The organism is Caballeronia choica (assembly GCF_001544535.1).
GTDB lineage: Bacteria > Pseudomonadota > Gammaproteobacteria > Burkholderiales > Burkholderiaceae > Caballeronia > Caballeronia choica.
Genome location: NZ_FCON02000090.1, coordinates 13,646 through 30,596, shown reverse-complemented (window position 1 = coordinate 30,596; position 16,951 = coordinate 13,646). Strand labels below are relative to the sequence as shown.

Annotated in this window: 17 protein-coding genes; 6 read left to right on the top strand and 11 right to left on the bottom strand. The window is 63.5% G+C overall.

Translation table 11 applies throughout. The features are described from left to right. From AWB68_RS29225 to AWB68_RS29215, 3 genes are all read right to left on the bottom strand, one after another. Nucleotides 1-218, bottom strand: a 218-nt coding sequence (locus AWB68_RS29225) for an HPP family protein (protein ID WP_445344362.1), incomplete at its 3' end; no start/stop codon positions are given. Between the two features lie 338 nt (nucleotides 219-556). Further along, on the bottom strand, nucleotides 557-784 hold the full coding sequence (locus AWB68_RS29220; RefSeq protein WP_087647808.1) for a DUF2964 family protein: 228 nt from the start codon (nucleotides 782-784) through the stop codon (nucleotides 557-559). A gap of 114 nt (nucleotides 785-898) precedes the next feature. Next, complete coding sequence (locus AWB68_RS29215; RefSeq protein WP_125483077.1) at nucleotides 899-1,507, bottom strand: hypothetical protein; 609 nt, start codon at nucleotides 1,505-1,507, stop codon at nucleotides 899-901. Here AWB68_RS29215 and AWB68_RS46975 point away from each other — a divergent pair. After that, nucleotides 1,506-1,910, top strand: a complete 405-nt coding sequence (locus AWB68_RS46975) for a hypothetical protein (RefSeq protein WP_125483076.1) — start codon at nucleotides 1,506-1,508, stop codon at nucleotides 1,908-1,910. The two genes, AWB68_RS29215 and AWB68_RS46975, sit on opposite strands and share 2 nt — an antisense overlap. A 77-nt stretch (nucleotides 1,911-1,987) precedes the next feature. Here the strand turns inward: AWB68_RS46975 and AWB68_RS29210 are convergent, their stop codons facing one another. After that, nucleotides 1,988-2,986 carry an FYVE zinc finger domain-containing protein gene (locus tag AWB68_RS29210; protein ID WP_087647806.1) on the bottom strand — a complete coding sequence of 333 codons (999 nt, stop codon included), beginning with the start codon at nucleotides 2,984-2,986 and terminating at the stop codon, nucleotides 1,988-1,990. A 285-nt stretch (nucleotides 2,987-3,271) separates the two neighbouring features. Between AWB68_RS29210 and AWB68_RS29205 the strand changes: the two genes are divergently transcribed. The 4 genes from AWB68_RS29205 to AWB68_RS29190 all read left to right on the top strand — a co-directional run bounded on the left by AWB68_RS29205 (nucleotide 3,272) and on the right by AWB68_RS29190 (nucleotide 7,335). Then, complete coding sequence (locus AWB68_RS29205) at nucleotides 3,272-4,099, top strand: DUF72 domain-containing protein (protein WP_087647805.1); 828 nt, start codon at nucleotides 3,272-3,274, stop codon at nucleotides 4,097-4,099. Between the two features lie 197 nt (nucleotides 4,100-4,296). Continuing rightward, the gene (gene adh, locus AWB68_RS29200; RefSeq protein ID WP_087647804.1) at nucleotides 4,297-5,817 is read left to right on the top strand and encodes an aldehyde dehydrogenase; all 1,521 of its coding nucleotides are present in this window, start codon (nucleotides 4,297-4,299) and stop codon (nucleotides 5,815-5,817) included. A gap of 49 nt (nucleotides 5,818-5,866) precedes the next feature. Continuing rightward, nucleotides 5,867-6,253, top strand: coding sequence for a DUF779 domain-containing protein (locus AWB68_RS29195; RefSeq protein WP_087647803.1), 387 nt, complete (start codon nucleotides 5,867-5,869; stop codon nucleotides 6,251-6,253). Between the two features lie 65 nt (nucleotides 6,254-6,318). Then, nucleotides 6,319-7,335 (top strand): alcohol dehydrogenase, encoded by a 1,017-nt coding sequence (locus AWB68_RS29190; protein ID WP_087647802.1) that lies wholly within the window; start codon nucleotides 6,319-6,321, stop codon nucleotides 7,333-7,335. Between the two features lie 14 nt (nucleotides 7,336-7,349). Here AWB68_RS29190 and AWB68_RS29185 read toward each other — a convergent pair whose 3' ends face one another. The 6 genes from AWB68_RS29185 to AWB68_RS29160 all read right to left on the bottom strand — a co-directional run bounded on the left by AWB68_RS29185 (nucleotide 7,350) and on the right by AWB68_RS29160 (nucleotide 14,618). After that, a complete protein-coding gene (locus AWB68_RS29185) occupies nucleotides 7,350-8,138 on the bottom strand; it encodes an enoyl-CoA hydratase (RefSeq protein WP_087647801.1) in 789 nt (262 codons plus the stop codon). Nucleotides 8,139-8,148: 10 nt separating this feature from the next. Then, nucleotides 8,149-9,792 carry an acyl-CoA synthetase gene (locus tag AWB68_RS29180; RefSeq protein WP_087647800.1) on the bottom strand — a complete coding sequence of 548 codons (1,644 nt, stop codon included), beginning with the start codon at nucleotides 9,790-9,792 and terminating at the stop codon, nucleotides 8,149-8,151. A gap of 139 nt (nucleotides 9,793-9,931) precedes the next feature. Next, nucleotides 9,932-11,377 carry a tetratricopeptide repeat protein gene (locus tag AWB68_RS29175; protein WP_087647799.1) on the bottom strand — a complete coding sequence of 482 codons (1,446 nt, stop codon included), beginning with the start codon at nucleotides 11,375-11,377 and terminating at the stop codon, nucleotides 9,932-9,934. A 176-nt stretch (nucleotides 11,378-11,553) separates the two neighbouring features. Next, entirely contained in the window at nucleotides 11,554-13,218 is a 1,665-nt protein-coding gene (locus tag AWB68_RS29170) for an alpha-amylase family protein (RefSeq protein ID WP_087647798.1), read from the bottom strand. Nucleotides 13,219-13,314: 96 nt separating this feature from the next. Beyond that, nucleotides 13,315-13,950: a glutathione S-transferase family protein gene (locus tag AWB68_RS29165; protein WP_087647811.1), complete on the bottom strand. Its 636-nt coding sequence runs from the start codon at nucleotides 13,948-13,950 to the stop codon at nucleotides 13,315-13,317. Between the two features lie 38 nt (nucleotides 13,951-13,988). Then, entirely contained in the window at nucleotides 13,989-14,618 is a 630-nt protein-coding gene (locus tag AWB68_RS29160) for a glutathione S-transferase family protein (RefSeq protein WP_087647797.1), read from the bottom strand. A gap of 223 nt (nucleotides 14,619-14,841) precedes the next feature. On the opposite strand from AWB68_RS29160, the gene AWB68_RS29155 reads away from it, so the two are divergent. Next, nucleotides 14,842-15,159: a DUF4148 domain-containing protein gene (locus AWB68_RS29155; RefSeq protein ID WP_087647796.1), complete on the top strand. Its 318-nt coding sequence runs from the start codon at nucleotides 14,842-14,844 to the stop codon at nucleotides 15,157-15,159. Between the two features lie 144 nt (nucleotides 15,160-15,303). Here the strand turns inward: AWB68_RS29155 and AWB68_RS29150 are convergent, their stop codons facing one another. Further along, a complete protein-coding gene (locus tag AWB68_RS29150) occupies nucleotides 15,304-16,707 on the bottom strand; it encodes a two-component system sensor histidine kinase NtrB (protein ID WP_235028560.1) in 1,404 nt (467 codons plus the stop codon). Between the last annotated feature and the right edge of the window lie 244 nt (nucleotides 16,708-16,951).

The following is a 16,951-nucleotide window of genomic DNA, read 5'->3' as shown; positions in this document are numbered from 1 at the left end:
CTTGCGGGGACCGCGAACAGCAGCACGGCGGAAGCGCCCATCGGTGCGACGAGCAGCGGCAGGTTCGCCGACGCCCCGAGCAGCAGATGCATCGTCCCGCCAGTGAACGCAATGCCAACGAGCGCCCCGAAGCATGAGCGAAAGCGCTCGGGCCATCGGACGGCGACCGGCGACGGAGCGAAGGCGGCGAACCAGCGAACGAGAACGGAATGCATCATGGGTCGTGAGTGTCGAGCCGACGAATTGACGTCGCGCAACCGTGAATAATATATTGCATTGTGACATAAAGTCACGTTTCGTCGTTGCGTGGGTGGGCGTGCGAGGGCCGTGCGGCACCCGCGCCGGCGAAGGTCAATTGATGCGAAAAGCGCCTGAATCAAGGCGCTTTCGTGATTGGGGATGGCTGATTACGTGCCGAGAAAAGCGCATCAACGACACAATGCGCATGACTCATACCGTGATGGAAAATGAAGCGATGACCCAGTCTTTGTTTCCACCGTTTGATGCGCTCGGGCTTTCGTGAAAGCGCAAAAACATCCAACTGCACAGGCACGGCCTAGCGGGCCCGCCAGAGCATCACGATATACAAGACAGTCGAGAAGACGATGACACACGCCCCCACGATGACCTTCGTCCGATTGAATTCGAGCAGCCCGTTCACCGCGATGCCGATGCCGAACACCGCCGCAAGCGTGCCGATGGCGGCGAGCACGACACGCACGTTATTGCGGATGCGTAGCCGCCGTTCCGGGCCTGCGCCCTCTTTCCAGCGTTCGAGATTCATGTGAGGACCCTCGCGCGACATGGAGCGTGGCCCGGGCGGGAACAGCGCGAACGGCCCGCTGCGGGACGCTGATTTGCCGATTATACAAACCGGAAAGAAGATTCGGTTTCGCAGCTACTTGAGTTCGCTGCCACTCACCACATTGATGCGTTTGTTGCGCAAGTCCAGCTTCCCGACCGCATTCACCTGTTCGGCGTCGCAGGCGATCACGCGGTCTCCCGCCCACTTCGGATCGCGGCAGCGCGCCGCTTCGAGGAGCTTCCTGCCCGTGTCGTCGAATACGAGCACGCCGTGCACCACGTTGTCCGAAGCGAGTCCGCGCACGCATTCGAACGCGACGTATCCATGCTGCGTGATCGCGCCGGACGGGCTCACGCAGTCGTTATCGAGCACGACGCGCCTGCCGCTGCGATTCGCAAGGACCACGCGCTCGCGCTTGCCGCCAAACGGATCGGTCGGATCGTTCGCGAAGTAGCGGACGATGATCAGGCTGCGGCCATCGGCGAGTGGCCGCAGAACAGTCAGGCGGTCACCCGGTTCCCAATTTCTGGCGTTGTCGGGCAATAGCCCGATCGAGCGGTCGACGACACTCGTGCGCAGTTCGAGCAGCGAGCCGGGCCGTACCTTGCACGGGCGCATGTAGGCGTCCGGCACGACCTGGCGGATGCGCAGTCGCGCGGCGAGTGCGGGCTTGTCGGCGTTGGCGGTGGCGCCGATCCACATGAAGACGTTCTGCTTGTCGCCGCAATCGGCGGTCTGGATGACGAACCCGTCGGGGAAGGAGCGGTACAGCGGTTCGGCCTTCTTCGCGATGCCGGAGGCGGTCGGATCGGTCGGGCCGGCGATGATCCAAATCGTGATGGCGCTGGCGGGTTGCGCGGCGACGCATGACAGCGCGAGGATCGCGGCGGCGTGCGTCGCGAGCCATATTCCGATGCGGCTCGCGCGCGGTCGCGGTGATAGCAAAGCCTTTTTGTCGCGCTTCGTTGGTTTTGGCTGCGTGATCATCCGCGCGGTCTTGGCTCGAAATGCATTGATCTACAGTTTAGTCATTCCGCCTTGCGTGCCAAGGGATTTATCGGGCGCTATTTTTTCAGTGGCGCTGAAAATTTGGTCGATCGCGTGAGCCGGCGGAAGTTCGCGAACACGAAGGCGCTGCAAATATCCGCGCCGGTGCCGGCATTGCCGACCCTCCTCCCCATTTCAACGGCACATGGAATAACATTTATCGCAAACTCTGGCGACTTTCACGCCATCGATATTGCCGCCCCAACGTGACAGTCTGTTTCTGACGGGCGCAGTGTGAATCGTGCACTGATCACAGAAAATCAGCCCGCAATTTCGGCAATGGTGCTTGCGAAAAGTCATCGAAAAACTGCGCTTGCAACTGCTGCAGCGACTCGCCCGGCTATCCGAAATCCAGGTCGCAGTCGGGAGCGGCCTCAGCGTCTTGCCCACGATTGCTGCGGGACCGTACACTTCTTCCGGGGATTGCCGCTCCAGAATAATACCGTCGCTGTTGAACTTGCCTCTGTAGTATTCGAATGAAAGCGCGGTGGCGAGGCCGATATTCATGTCGAGATTGGCCTGGGCAAATTCGCGCGGAATATTCGGAAAATTGATTTTCCAGAAATCACGCTCCTTGTTGGCCGCCTGCGCTTTGCTGTAGACCTCCGACGTTTCCAGGTCATGCATCGGCTCGTTGATGATCGCGGTGTCGGGCGCCACGGTCCTCTGCGCGACGCCGAGCGGCTTGTCCCCGAGTCGGGTTACATCGCGGGTCAGCAATAAAAACACGGCGTCACCGCTGAGAACAAAGTGCAGCGAGAAGGGGAAATTCGCCGGGTGATTGAGCCACCATTCCATGTAATCGCCCGATGAAGGGCCGACCATCGCCTCCGGGCCCATTTTCTTCAAATATGGATGAGTGTGGCAATCGCCCACATACTCGTGATTTCGGAACATGTTCTTCGTATCCATATCAACGGCCGTCTTGCTTTGTCCTGTGATGATGCCGCCGGGGATAATGCGATCGTTTCTCCAGAACAGATTCGCGCCGTGTTCGATTATCCGATTTTCGGACTGCGCGGTCAGCGCGGTAAAGAGATCGATCAACGCTCGGGATAACACGAGAATCCTGCCGGGCGTTGGCGTGCTGTTGACATCGATAAGGTCCGAAACATAGTCGTCGAGCGTTTGCATCAGTCAATTCCTTGAAATATCTTGCGGCCCGTTTACCGCGTTTCCCGCCGCCGACCGTCGTCGTTTCGGAACCCGCCTCCTGACCCGGGATGCGAGTGCCGTTTCCAACGCCCCTCGTTCAGACTAGGAAGCCGCCTTTCCGATAGCAAGAGAAAAGTATTTTCAAGGGAGGGCCGATCCGTCTTGCTCGAACGCCCGCTACGCGAAACCGAAAAGGCCATGGCCACGCGATTGTTCCCACGCGGCTAAACTTGAACGCACTCGAACGCTGAAGAGGTGCCATCGATGGCAACCCGCAAGAAGAAGACGCCGCCGCAAATCCGCATCGGCATCGGTGGCTGGACCTACGAACCGTGGCGCGGCTCGTTCTATCCGGAAGGTCTCGCGCAGAAACGCGAGCTCGAATACGCGAGCCGCAAGCTGACGAGCATCGAAGTCAACGGCACCTTCTACGGTTCGCAGAAACCCGCAACCTTCGTGAAGTGGCATGACGAGACACCGGACGATTTCGTCTTCTCGCTGAAGGCGCCGCGTTACGCGACGAACCGCCGGGTGCTGTCGGAAGCGGGCGAGACGATCGAGCGTTTCTTCGCGAGCGGCGTGCTCGAACTGAAGGACAAGCTCGGGCCGATCAACTGGCAGTTCGCTCCGACCAAGCAATTCAACGCAGACGATTTCGAAGGCTTCCTGCAACTGCTGCCCGAGCGCGTCGACGGCCGGGCGATCCGGCATGCGGTCGAGGTGCGCCACGAGAGTTTCCGCGACGAAGCGTTCGTAGCGCTCGCGCGCAAGCACGGGGTCGCGATCGTGGTCGCGGGCGATTCCAAATATCCGCAAATCGCGGACCCGACCGCGCCCTTCGTCTACGCTCGCATCATGGGCACGGAAGAAGGACAGCGCCTGGGTTATGCAGCCAAGCAACTCGATGCCTGGACCGAACGCGCGCGCGTGTGGTCATCGGGAGGCATACCGGACGGGCTTGAAACGGTGGCGAAACCGCCAGCGAAGGAAACGCCGCGCGACGTCTTCCTCTATGTGATCAGCGGCTTCAAGACGCTGAATCCGGCAGCCGGCATCGCGATGATCGAGCGGCTGAACGACGCCAAGGCGTGAGACTGTTCCGTTTCGGGACAGTGACCGGCGGTTGTGGCGGAATGGGACAGCGGTGTCGCGCATCGCAGAGGCCGTCTTGACGCGCGAGCCGCGCCAGCGTTGGGCGCGGCCTTTGGCATGGAACTCGCAAGCAGGGATGCACGGTGCGTCACCCGACAGGGCGCGCCGGCCATTCAAACGATATGCGAGGAGCACACATGAATCATGCCGAGATGCAGTTTCTGAGCACCGAATTCCCTTATAAAAAGCAATATGGCAATTTCATCGGCGGCAAGTGGGTTGCGCCGGTCGGTGGCGAGTACTTCGACAATATCTCGCCGATCACCGGCGAGCCGTTCACGTCGATCCCGCGTTCGCGTGAAGCCGACATCGAACTCGCGCTCGACGCTGCCCATAAGGCGAAAACGTCGTGGGGCAAGACTTCACCGACCGATCGCGCAAACATCCTGAACAAGATCGCGGATCGCATCGAAGCGAATCTCGCGCGCATCGCGGTGGCCGAAACCATCGACAACGGCAAGCCGCTACGCGAAACCATGGCTGCCGACATTCCGCTCGCCGTCGATCACTTCCGCTACTTCGCGGGCTGCGTCCGGTCGCAGGAAGGCTCGCTGTCGCAGATCGACGAAGATACCGTCGCCTATCACTTCCACGAACCGCTTGGCGTGGTCGGCCAGATCATTCCGTGGAATTTCCCGATCCTGATGGCGACGTGGAAGCTCGCGCCCGCGCTCGCTGCCGGCAACTGCGTCGTGCTCAAGCCCGCCGAGCAGACGCCGGCCTCGCTGCTGGTGCTGATCGAGTTGATCGAAGACCTGCTGCCGCCGGGCGTCTTGAACGTGGTCAACGGCTTTGGGCTGGAAGCGGGCAAGCCGCTCGCATCGAACAAGCGCATCGCGAAGATCGCCTTCACCGGCGAGACGACGACCGGGCGCCTGATCATGCAGTACGCGAGCCAGAACCTGATCCCGGTCACGCTGGAATTGGGCGGCAAGAGCCCGAACATCTTCTTCGCCGACGTGATGAACGAAGACGACAGCTTCTTCGACAAGGCGCTCGAAGGCTTCGCGATGTTCGCGTTGAATCAGGGCGAAGTGTGTACGTGTCCGTCGCGCGTGCTGGTCGAGGAGAAGATCTACGATCGCTTCATGGAGCGCGCGTTAAAACGCGTCGCGGCGATCAGCCAGGGCCATCCGCTCGATTCGAAGACGATGATCGGCGCGCAGGCCTCGCAGGAGCAACTGGAAAAGATCCTGTCGTACATCGACCTGGGCAAGCAGGAAGGCGCCGAATGCCTGATCGGCGGCGAGCGCAATCCGCTCGAAGGCGAACTGAAGAACGGCTACTACGTGAAGCCGACGGTGTTCCGCGGTCACAACAAGATGCGCATCTTCCAGGAGGAAATCTTCGGGCCGGTGGTCTCGGTGACGACCTTCAAGAACGAAGAGGAAGCGCTCGAAATCGCCAACGACACGCTCTACGGTCTGGGCGCAGGCGTCTGGACGCGCGACGGCACGCGTGCCTATCGGTTCGGCCGCGATATCCAGGCCGGACGCGTGTGGACCAACTGCTATCACGCGTATCCGGCGCACGCGGCGTTCGGCGGTTACAAGCAGTCGGGCATCGGTCGTGAGAATCACAAGATGATGCTCGACCACTATCAGCAGACGAAAAACCTGCTGGTGAGCTATAGCCAGAAGCCGCTCGGATTCTTCTAAGCGAAACTGCGAGCGGCCTTCAGGCCGCTCGCTAAAAGGGGTTCACGCAATGTCGACAGAAGAAGTACCCCGAGTCATCGCAACGCCCGCCGCAGCGGATCTGATCGAGACGCTGAAGGCCGAACACGGCGACGTGCTGTTCCATCAATCGGGCGGCTGCTGCGACGGCAGCGCGCCGATGATGTTCCCGGTGAAGGAATTCATGGTCGGCGGATCGGACGTGAAGCTCGGCGTAATTGCGGGCGTGCCGTTCTACATGAGCGAATCGCAATTCGAATACTGGCAGCACACGCAGTTGATCATCGATTGCGTGAAGGGCAACGGCGGCATGTTTTCGCTGGAACGTCCCACCGGCCTGCGCTTTCTGACGCGTTCGCGTCTTTTCGATGAGGCCGAATGGGCGTGGCTCGAACAGCATCCGGTCGAGCACGCGTAGGGTCGCTGCTCGCAAAATCCCGTAGTGGTACATTGCAAAACGCATTCACCACTCGGAGAAATGCAATGACAAAGATGAAGGCGGTTGAAGTGAGGGAAGCCGGCGGCCCGCTGCAACTCGTCGAGCGTGACGTGCCCGAGCCCGGACCGGGACACGTCCGGATCAAGGTGCAGGCCTGCGGCATCTGTCACAGCGATTCGATGACGAAGGAAGGCCACTGGCCGGGCATCCAGTATCCGCGCGTGCCGGGACACGAGATCGCCGGCGTCATCGATGCCATCGGTTCCGAAGTCGAGGAATGGAAGGTCGGGCAGCGGGTGGGCGTCGGCTGGCATGGCGGGCACTGCGGCCATTGCGAGCATTGCCGCCGCGGCGACTTCGTTCTATGCCAGCGCGCGCTCGTGCCGGGCATCAGCTACGACGGCGGCTACGCGGACTACATGGTCGCGCCCGTGCAGGCGCTCGCGCGCATTCCCGACGATCTCTCCGATGTCGACGCGGCGCCGCTGCTGTGCGCCGGCATCACCACCTTCAATGCGCTGCGCAACAGCGGCGCGCGAGCGGGCGATGTCGTCGCGATCCTCGGCATCGGCGGGCTCGGGCATCTTGGTGTGCAGTTCGCGAACAAGATGGGCTTTCACACCGTGGCGATCGCGCGCGGCAAGGACAAGGCGCCGCTGGCGAAGCAACTGGGCGCGCACCACTACATCGACAGCAGCACGGAAAACGTCGCGGAGGCGCTCACTGCGCTTGGCGGCGCGAAGGTGATCCTCGCGACCGCGACGAGCGGCAAGGCGATGAACGCGACGCTCGGCGGCCTCGGCCTGAACGGCAAGCTGATCATGGTCGGCGTATCGGAAGAACCGGTCGAAGTGCCGATCACCCAGTTCATCATGGGACGGCATTCGGTACAGGGCTGGCCGTCGGGCACGTCGTCGGACTCGGAGGACACGCTCGGGTTCAGCGCGCGCTCGGGTGTCAAGCCGATGATCGAGGAGTTTCCACTCGCGCGCGCGGCCGAAGCGTATGACCGCATGATGAGCGGCGCGGCGCGTTTCAGGGTGGTGCTGAAGACGGGCTGAACGCGCCCTGCGGCTTACGTCTTGCGCCAACGGGGCGTGCGCTTTTCGATGAACGCCTGCGTGCCTTCCAGCGCGTCGTCGTCCATCATGTTGCACGCCATCGTCTCGCCGGCAAGCTGGTACGCGGTCTCGATGCCCGCTTCCAGTTGACGATAGAAAAGACCCTTGCCCGCCGCAATCGCCGCGTGCGGCTTCTCGCAGATGCTCGCCGCGAGCGCGCGGGTCGCATCGTCGAGTTGTTCGGGTTCCGCCACGCGATTCACGAGGCCGCGTTCGCGCGCAGTTTGCGCGTCGATGAACTCGCCGGTCACGAGCATTTCGAACGCCGCCTTGCGCGATACGTTGCGCGAGAGCGGCACGCCCGGCGTCGCGCAGAACAAGCCGTAGTTGACACCCGATACCGCGAAGCGTGCATCGCTCGCGGCCACCGCGAGGTCGCACATCGCGACGAGTTGGCAGCCCGCCGCCGTCGCGATGCCGTGCACGCGCGCGATCACCGGCTGAGGCATGCGCTGGATCGTGAGCATCATCCGCGAGCAGCGCGCGAACAGCCGCTGGTAGTAGTCGAGCGACGGTTGCGCGCGCATCTCCTTCAGGTCGTGGCCCGCGCAAAACACGCGCCCCGCGCCGGCGATCACGACGACCCGCGCGTCCGACGCCGCCACGTCGTCGAGACTGTGCTGCAACGCATCGAGCATCGCCTCCGACAACGCATTGAACGCCCCGGGCCGGTTCAGCGTGAGGCGCACGACACCGGGCAGGCCGTACGCGTCGTGCTGGACGATCAAGGGTGTCTCGCTCATGTCCGCTCCGTCAGACGTCGATGGCCGTCACCGACCCGGCGCGCTTCCGCAACTCGAACTTCTGGATCTTGCCGGTCGATGTCTTCGGCAACTCGCAGAACTCGATCGCGCGCGGCACCTTGAAGCCCGCGAGATGCGCCTTGCAATGCGCGACGAGATCGGCGGCGCTCGCCGTCGCCCCCGCCTTCAGCTCGACGAACGCGCACGGCGTCTCGCCCCAGCGCGCATCCGGTTTCGCGACGACCGCCACTGCGAGCACCGCCGGATGCCGGTACAGCACGTCTTCCACTTCGATGCTCGAAATGTTCTCGCCGCCCGAGATGATGATGTCCTTGCTGCGGTCCTTGATGCGCACGTAGCCGTCGGGACAGGCTATCGCGAGGTCGCCCGTGCGGAACCAGCCGCCGCGAAACGCGTCCTCTGTCGCGGCCGGGTTCTTCAGGTAGCCCTTCATCATGATGTTGCCGCGAAACATGATCTCGCCGATCGTCTCGCCGTCGGCGGGCACGGGCTGCATCGTGAGCGGATCGCGCACGGAGACGGCATCCTGCAGGTGATAGCGCACGCCTTGCCGCGCGTTCAGGCGCGCGCGTTCGCCGATGTCGAGCGTGCGCCACGCCGCCTGTTGCGCGCAGACGGTCGCCGGTCCGTAGACCTCGGTCAATCCGTAGACATGGGTCAGCTCGAAGCCGAGCCGCTCCATGCCCTCGATCATCGCGGCGGGCGGCGCCGCGCCCGCGACCATCGCATGGACGCGGTGCGTGATGCCCTCTTTCATCGAATCGGGCGCGTTCACCAGCAGGTTCTGCACGATCGGCGCGCCGCAGTAGTGCGTCACGCCTTCGCTGCGGATCAGGTCGAAGATGGTCTGCGCGTCGACGCGGCGCAGGCACACGTTGACGCCCGCGCGCGCGGCCACGGTCCACGGAAAGCACCAGCCGTTGCAATGGAACATCGGCAGCGTCCAGAGATACACCGCGTGTTTCGGCAAGTCCCATTCCAATATGTTGCTGATTGCGTTCGTGTAGGCGCCGCGATGGTGATAGACGACGCCTTTCGGATTGCCCGTCGTCCCCGATGTGTAGTTCAGGCAGATCGCGTTCCATTCGTCGGACGGCGGCGACCACTCGAACGCCGGATCGCCGGCAGCGAGCAGGCTCTCGTAGTCGAGTTCGCCGATGCGCTCGCCCGGTCCGCCGTACTCGGTATCGTCGACGTCGATCACGAGGACCGGATGGTCGACGCTCTTCAACGCCTCGCGCATCAACGCCGAGAACTCGCGGTCGATCAGCACGGCTTTCGCCTCGCCGTGATTCAGCATGAATGCGAGCGTCGCCGCGTCGAGCCGCGTGTTGAGCGTATTGAGCACGGCGCCGAGCATGGGAATGCCGAAGTGGGCTTCGACCATCTCGGGGATGTTGGGCAGCATCGCGGCGACCGTGTCGCCCGCGCCGATGCCGCGCGCCTTGAGCCCGGACGCGAGACGCCGCGTGCGCGCGTAGGTCTCGGCCCAGGTCCGCCGCACGGCGCCGTGGGCAATCGCAGGCAGCGCCGGATACACCGTCGCCGCGCGTTCGATGAACTTGAGCGGGGTGAGCGCCGCGAAGTTGGCGGCGTTCTTGTCGAGTCCTTCTTCATACATGCCGGTGCTCATTTCGGTGTCCCCAGTCGGCGCGCGACGTTGATTTTCGGTGATCGGGCTTCGCGCTCAATATTACGCGCGGTTGACGCCGCAAAACGAAAAGGCCGTTCCGGATCGCACCGGAACGGCCTTCGGAGAAACGCGGCCTCGATTATTCGAGTTCAGCGGGCACCGCGCTCACGTTGATCACATTGTCGAGTATCGTCGGGCGGGCATTCGCGGTGGCCTTGCCCGCGTCGCCCGCGCCTTGCGTTTCCTTCGCCTTCACCGCCGCGAGAAAGTCGCGCGCCGACTGGTTGTGCGGATCGAGATCGGCCGCCTGCGCGTATTTGTACGCCGCGCCCCGCAGGTCGCCCTTGCCTTCGAGCGCGCGCCCCCATTCGATGTACGACGGCGCCAGGTCGGGATTGAGCGCCGCTGCCCGCGAGAGTTTCTTGATCGCGTCGTCGTAGTGTCCGAGCTTGACGAGCGCCTCGCCCCAGTCGTGCAGGTTGTCGGTGAAGTCCGGCCGCATGCGCGCCGCTTCGGCGAAACGCTTCAAGGCTTGCTCGGGATGGCCGGTGTGTATCAGCGCGTCGCCCCAGAGGCGCAGCGTTTCGGCCGTGCGCGACTTCGACGCCGCGCTCGCACGAAACTCGGCGAGCGCTTCGTCGTATTGTTGCTGCTGTTCCAGCGCGACCGCGAGGTTCGTGCGCAGTATCGCCGAATGCTCGTGCATCGCGAGCGCCTCGCGGCTCTGCTCTTCGGCCGATTTCCAGTGTGCCTGGGTGATGAGGATCAGCCCTTTGCCCGCAAGCGCCCATTCGGCCTGCTCGGGAACGGGTAGCTTGAGCACTTCGTCGTAGATGCGCTCGACTTGCCGGAAGTCGCATTTGTCACGGTCGCAACCGGTTTTCTCGACGGCCGAGAACAGGTAGCTCGCGAGCATGTTCGGCTCGGCGAGCCGCATCGCCTCGACGCCGATATCGTGGATGAACGCATCGATGTCATCCCGCGACGCGGCCTTGACCGTGCCTTCGCGATGATCGAACGAGCCGCCTTCCACCTGCACGTGCGCGACATACGAATCGCCGTCCTCCGTGATGCCGACGCGCACGGCGACGTCCGGCCGCTGCACGACTTTCTTCAGGAAATAGACCGTCGACGTGTACGACAGCTCCTGGCCCGGCACCTGGATCTCGGGCTGCGAGTCGTTTCCGGTGATCACCTCGTGTGGAATCGAGACCGTGGCTTTGCGGCCGATTTCGTCCATGCTCGCCGTAACGCGCTTGGCGAGGAACTCCTCGGTATAGCCGCGCTTGACGAGCGATTGCGGCGCGTCGATCGGCGGCACGAAGAGCTGCGGTGTGAGGACCGCCGTCGCGATCATGTAGCAGAACGGGATGCCCAGCACGACGCACGTCCAGTGAAAGAGCCAGCCGGTCCAGTCGCCGGGCGAACTGGCGAACCACTTAGTCGCGCGCAAGCCGATTGGCAGGCTGCGCATGAGAATCGGGCCGAGCGCGCGGAAGACGCCGCTCACCCACAGCCGGATGGCATCGATGATGCCTTGCAGACGCGGCTCAACGCCGCGCGCTTCACGCTGAATGCTGGACACAATGCACCTCGCTTCGACCGGAGCTGGTTTGCGGATACCACATTGTGTTCAATGCACCGAACGTGCCAGTTCCGGGAGAGCCTTGTACGGCGGGCGTTTGAGGCATACGACAAGACGCGGCGCAGCGCATATGTCGGCGCCGCGCCGACAGTTTTCAGCGCAAATGTCGGACAAGCTCAGACTTCGCTGCGCTTGAGCAGATAATCCAGCCCGCCCACGCGATACCAGCGGTAGCCGTAAGGCTCCAGCACGACGGCATGACGGCCCGCCGCGTCCGCCTCGCCGTGATCGTCGGACAGCAGGTTGACGAGCGTGCGGGTATCCCCGGCGGCCGGGCCGACGCGGAATTTCACCGTGCAGGCGGCCGGGCTGAAGTTGTGCACGCAGACGACCGAGTTGTTGCGCCAGTCGAAGCGGATCGCGAGCACGTCGTCGCGCGAGGTGCGCAGGATCGCGAAATCGCCCCAGCTGATTTCGGGCACTTCCTTGCGCATGCGGATCATCCGCTCCATCCAGTTCAGCAGCGAATTCGGATCGCGCCGCTGGCTCGCGACGTTGACGCGCTCGAACCCGTAGGGCCCGCCCGAAATGACGCGCGACACCGGGCGCGAATGCTTCGTGAAGCCGCCGTGCGGTTCGGTCGACCATTGCATCGGCGTGCGCGCGCACTCGCGCTCGGGCAGGCGCAGGTCGTCGCCCATGCCGATTTCGTCGCCGTAACGCACGACGGGCGTGCCCGGCAGCGTCAGCATCAGGCTGTAGGCGAGTTCGAGGCGATGGCGGTCGCCGTCGAGCATGGGCGCGAGGCGCCGGCGAATGCCGCGCTCGTATAGTTGCATGCCGGGGTCCGGGCCGAATGCGGCGAACACGGTTTCGCGCTGTTGCGGCGCGAGCCGCCCGAGGTCGAGTTCATCGTGATTGCGCAGGAACACGCCCCACTGCGCGGTCGCCGCGCGCGCCTTCGTCGCGAGGAGCGCTTTCTTCAGCGGCCCGGTATCGGCGCTCGCGAGCGCATAGAAGGTGTTCTGGTTGACCTGGAAGTTGAACATCATCTGCAGCCGCTCGCCTTCGTCGCCGAAGTACTGCATGTCGGTGTCGGGCAGGACGTTCGCCTCGGCGAGGATGATCGCGTCGCCTTCGCGCCACTGCAGGAACTCGCGGAACGTGCGCAGCATGTCGTACTGCTCGACCGGCTTCTTGACTTGCGCACCCTTGGTCGCGATGACGAAGGGCACGGCGTCCATCCGGAATCCCGAGACGCCAAGCTGGATCCAGAAACCCATGATCTTGAGCAGCTCGGCCTGTACGTACGGGTTGGCGGTGTTCAGGTCGGGCTGGAAATCGTAGAAGCGGTGGAAGTACCACATCGACGCTTCCTTGTCGTAGGTCCACGTCGATTTCTGCACGCCGGGAAATACCACGCCGTCCTTCGCGTTGGCGGGCTTCTTCTTCGACCACACGTACCAGTCGCGATATTTCGACTGCGGATCGCGGCGCGCTTCCTTGAACCACGCATGCTGGTCCGACGTGTGATTCACGACGAGATCGATCAACACGCGCAAGCCGCGCTGGCGGCACGCGTGGGTGAACTCCGTGAAGTCGCCGAGCGTGCCGTAGCGCGGATCGACGTTGTAGTAGTCGGAGATGTCGTAACCGTTGTCGCGGCATGGCGACGGCTGGAACGGCATCAGCCAGATCGTCGTGATGCCGAGTCCCTGCAGGTAATCGAGCCGGCGCATCAGCCCCTGGAAGTCTCCGATGCCGTCGCCGTTCGCATCCATGAAGGTGCCGACGGACAGGCAGTAGACGATCGCGTTCTTGTACCAGAGGTCGTTGACCATGCGCGGTGGGCCGGAACCCGGTTGGCAAGCGTTGGACGGCGCGGGACAGGCAAGTGTAGGCTCGGCACGCGCGTCTGACAGCGGGAAAGCGGACGTTCAGGCCGCGTCGTCGAGCTTGACCGCAAAGCCGCGCTGCACGCCGGGCCGCGCGAAGAGCGCTTCGTACCAGCGCCTGACGTTCGGAAAATCGTCCAGTGAAACCTGATGGCGCTCGTGCCGCCACGCCCAGCCGAGAATCGCGAAATCCGCCACCGACAGTTCTCCCGCGACGTATTCCACTTCCCCGAGCCGCCGGTCCAGTACGCCGTAGAGGCGCCGCGTCTCGTCCGAGTAGCGCTTGAGGCCGTAGCGCCGGTCGCATTCGGTCTCGACCATGCGAAAGTGATGCACCTGTCCGGGCATCGGACCGAAGCCGCCCATCTGCCACATCAGCCATTCGAGGACGGGCACGCGTTCGCGCAGGCCCGCCGGCAGGAATTTGCCGGTCTTCTCGCCGAGATAGAGGAGGATCGCGCCCGATTCGAAGACGCTGATCGGCTGCTGGCCGGGGCCGTCGGGATCGACGATGGCGGGAATGCGGTTGTTCGGGCTGATGCGCAGGAACTCGGCGGCGTGCTGCTCGCCCCTGGATATATTCACCGTCTTCACGGTGTAGGGCAGTTCCATTTCTTCGAGCGCGACGCTGATCTTGCGGCCGTTCGGCGTGTTCCAGGTGTGCAGGGTGAGGGTCATGGCGAGCGTGGTGTCGCGTGAGGTCATGGAAGCGGCGTTCAACTGAGCGGCGCGGCGACGTACTTCCGGAAGCCCGCACGCTCGCCGAGCCGCGTGTACCAGCGTTCGAGATTCGCGAGCGCCGGGCGGTCGGGCAGTTCCTCGATGCCGTACCAGCGCCGCACGTAGGCGCCGAGCACGAGGTCGGCGAGCGTGAAGCTATCGCCTTCGAGATGGTCGCGGTCTTGCAATTGCGCGTCGATCACCCGCCACAGATGCGCGACCGCGGCTGTTTCGGCGTTCAGGCGGACGATGTCGCGCTCGGACGGCGGCGTGCGCACGTAGCTCCAGAACACGGGGCGCTCGGCGGGCTGGAGCGTCGAGAGCGTCCAGTCGAGCCAGCGATCGACGCCCGCGCGCAGTTTCGGGTCGGCGGGATAGAGCGCGCTGCCCTGCCCGTATTGCAGCGCGAGATAGCGGAGGATCGAATTCGATTCCCACAGCACGAAGTCGCCGTCGACGAGCGTGGGCACCCGGCCCGTCGGATTCATCGCGAGGTAGCCGGGCTCGTCGTTGCGGCCGAACTGCATGCCGGCGTCGATCCGCTCGAACGGCAGGCCAAGCTCCTCGCAGCACCACAGCACCTTTTGCACGTTGACCGAGTTCGCCCGGCCCCAGATTGTCAGCATCGCATGCACTCTCGTCGAAAAAGCCGCCTTGCGCGGTACACGTTCAGACGATACACGACGAACGAACGCCCGTGGCGCTGACTCGATTGCTATTGAATGACTGACGAAGGGCCGCCGCCGTTACGTCTGTATTAATGTTGAAGGGTGGCGCGCCTAGACTTAACGGGCTGGCTGCGAACGGGGCCGTTCGGGGCGGGCGAGAACATTGTCGGAGGTGCGCATCATGAAGTCACTGGTTTGTGTCGCTGTCGCCGTTGCGGGCCTTGCCGCTTCGGCTGTGTCGCTCGCGCAGCAGACGGGCGCTCCGGAAACCCGCGCGCAGACTCGCGCCGAACTGCAGCAGATCGAACAGGCGGGCTATCGCCCAGGCGGCGAGGATCCGTCGTATCCGTCCGATATTCAGGCCGCCGAAGCTCGCGTGAGCGCGCAAGGCGATACCGCATATGGCCCGTCGGGCGCGGGGACGTCGCAATCGGGCAGCGCGGCGGTCATGCGTCCGCAAGCCAACGATGGCACGAAACCGATTTTCTTCGGCCAGTAGGCGTGGGGGCGTTGTGAGCCCCGTTTGGCCCGGCCTGATTATTCCTGCTCGTAGTGGATTTCTTTTTCATCATCGCGAATGGCGCGCGCTCGTGCCCGATGGACGCGCGCGCGAGCGTGACGGACCGCTTCGCCTCGATGGACGTTACCCCACTGAAGCGGCACCGGACGCAGCCTCGGAGGGTAGCGTGAAATAGAACGTGGCGCCGCGGTCGGCATTGTTCTCCGCCCAGATACGCCCGCCGTGCATTTCGACGATCGACCGGCTGATCGACAGTCCGAGTCCGAGCCCATCCCGCTTCGACGTAAAGAAGGGAATGAAAAGCCTGTCGAGGATGTCTGCCGCGAGGCCGGCTCCCTGATCGCGCACCGCGACGCGCACTGAGCCGTCGCTATCGAGCGAAGCAACGACCGCAACCGCGCTGTCGGCGACGGCGTGAGACTCCATCGCATCGAATGCATTCAGGAGCAGGTTCAGCACGACCTGCTGCAACTGCACCCGGTCGCCTCGAACCGGCGGCAGCGCGGAATCGACATCCAGAAACACGCGGATGCCGCGCACGATTGCATCACTGTGCAGCAGCAACACGACATCGCCGATGACGTCGGCAAGACTGAGCGGCGCAGCCTCGAGTTCGCCTTTTTTCACGAGGGCGCGGATGCGTCGAATGACTTCGGTCGCGCGATGATTGTCTTCGACCAGGTCCCGGAGTATTTCGCGCACTTCGTTGAGGTTGATCGGCTCCATCGCCATGAAGCGCTGGGCTGCCTGCGCGTTGCTCAAGATGGCCGTGAGCGGCTGATTCAACTCATGGGCGAGCGACCCCGCCAATTCGCCCAACGTCGACACGCGCGTCAGATGGGCAAGCTCCTGCCGGTTGCGCTGCAGTTCGTATCGCTCGGTGCGGTCTATGACGACCGTCAGCATGAGCGCTTCTCCATCGGACGATACGGGATTGGTCGTGATCTCGGCGGGAAATTCGGTGCCTTCCTTGCGTCGCGCGACCATATCGCGGATGCCGCTCACCGCGCGCACCGGATGGGCCCCGCCCCCGTCGCCTTGCCCGACGACATGCATGCCGCCGCGCCATCCGGGGATGAGCGTGTCGCCCGTGCGGCCGATCAATTCCTCGCGGCTGTAGCCAAACAGCTTCTCGGTCCCCGCATTGGCGAACACGATCTGACCACGCTGATCGGTCACCAGAATGGCGAATGGCAGCAGTTCCAGCGTGTTGCAAAACTGCTCGTCGCCGAGCGGTGAGCGAGTAATGTCCGGGGAACCGTTCAATGCAGGGGGCCGGGCATTTTCGGCGTCGCTGCGTGCGCCCAACTGCGAGGTGTACCGACGCAGGCGCGACGCGGACAGCGCGAGGAATGCGCCGATCCTTTTTCTCTTTTCGCCACGCCGGTTTTGTCGGACGGGCGAAGTGAGCTGCTGCGCATCGTCGAGGCCGATCTGCGCGATCTGCGCATCGGGCGCGGGCGCATCGCCCGCCGGTTTGGTATGCGGTTGGGTCGTGAGGACAGCTCCGGCGTGAACCATGGTCATGGTGTCGCTCCTGCTATGTCCGCATTGTGTGCACGGATTGTGTCGCGATCGAAACGCTCGACGGCGGTGCCGGATTTTTTGCACCCGCGTTTGAATCGCAATGAGCGGGTGCCCGTCGTAACCGGAATGTTTGAGCACAGGGCCCGTATTTTCGTTGATTACTTACCAGGACGTGCGCCACCTGCCAAGCCCCGTTGCTTCAGTGCGCAATGATTACCGATATGCGTCAAGGCCCAAGCGCATT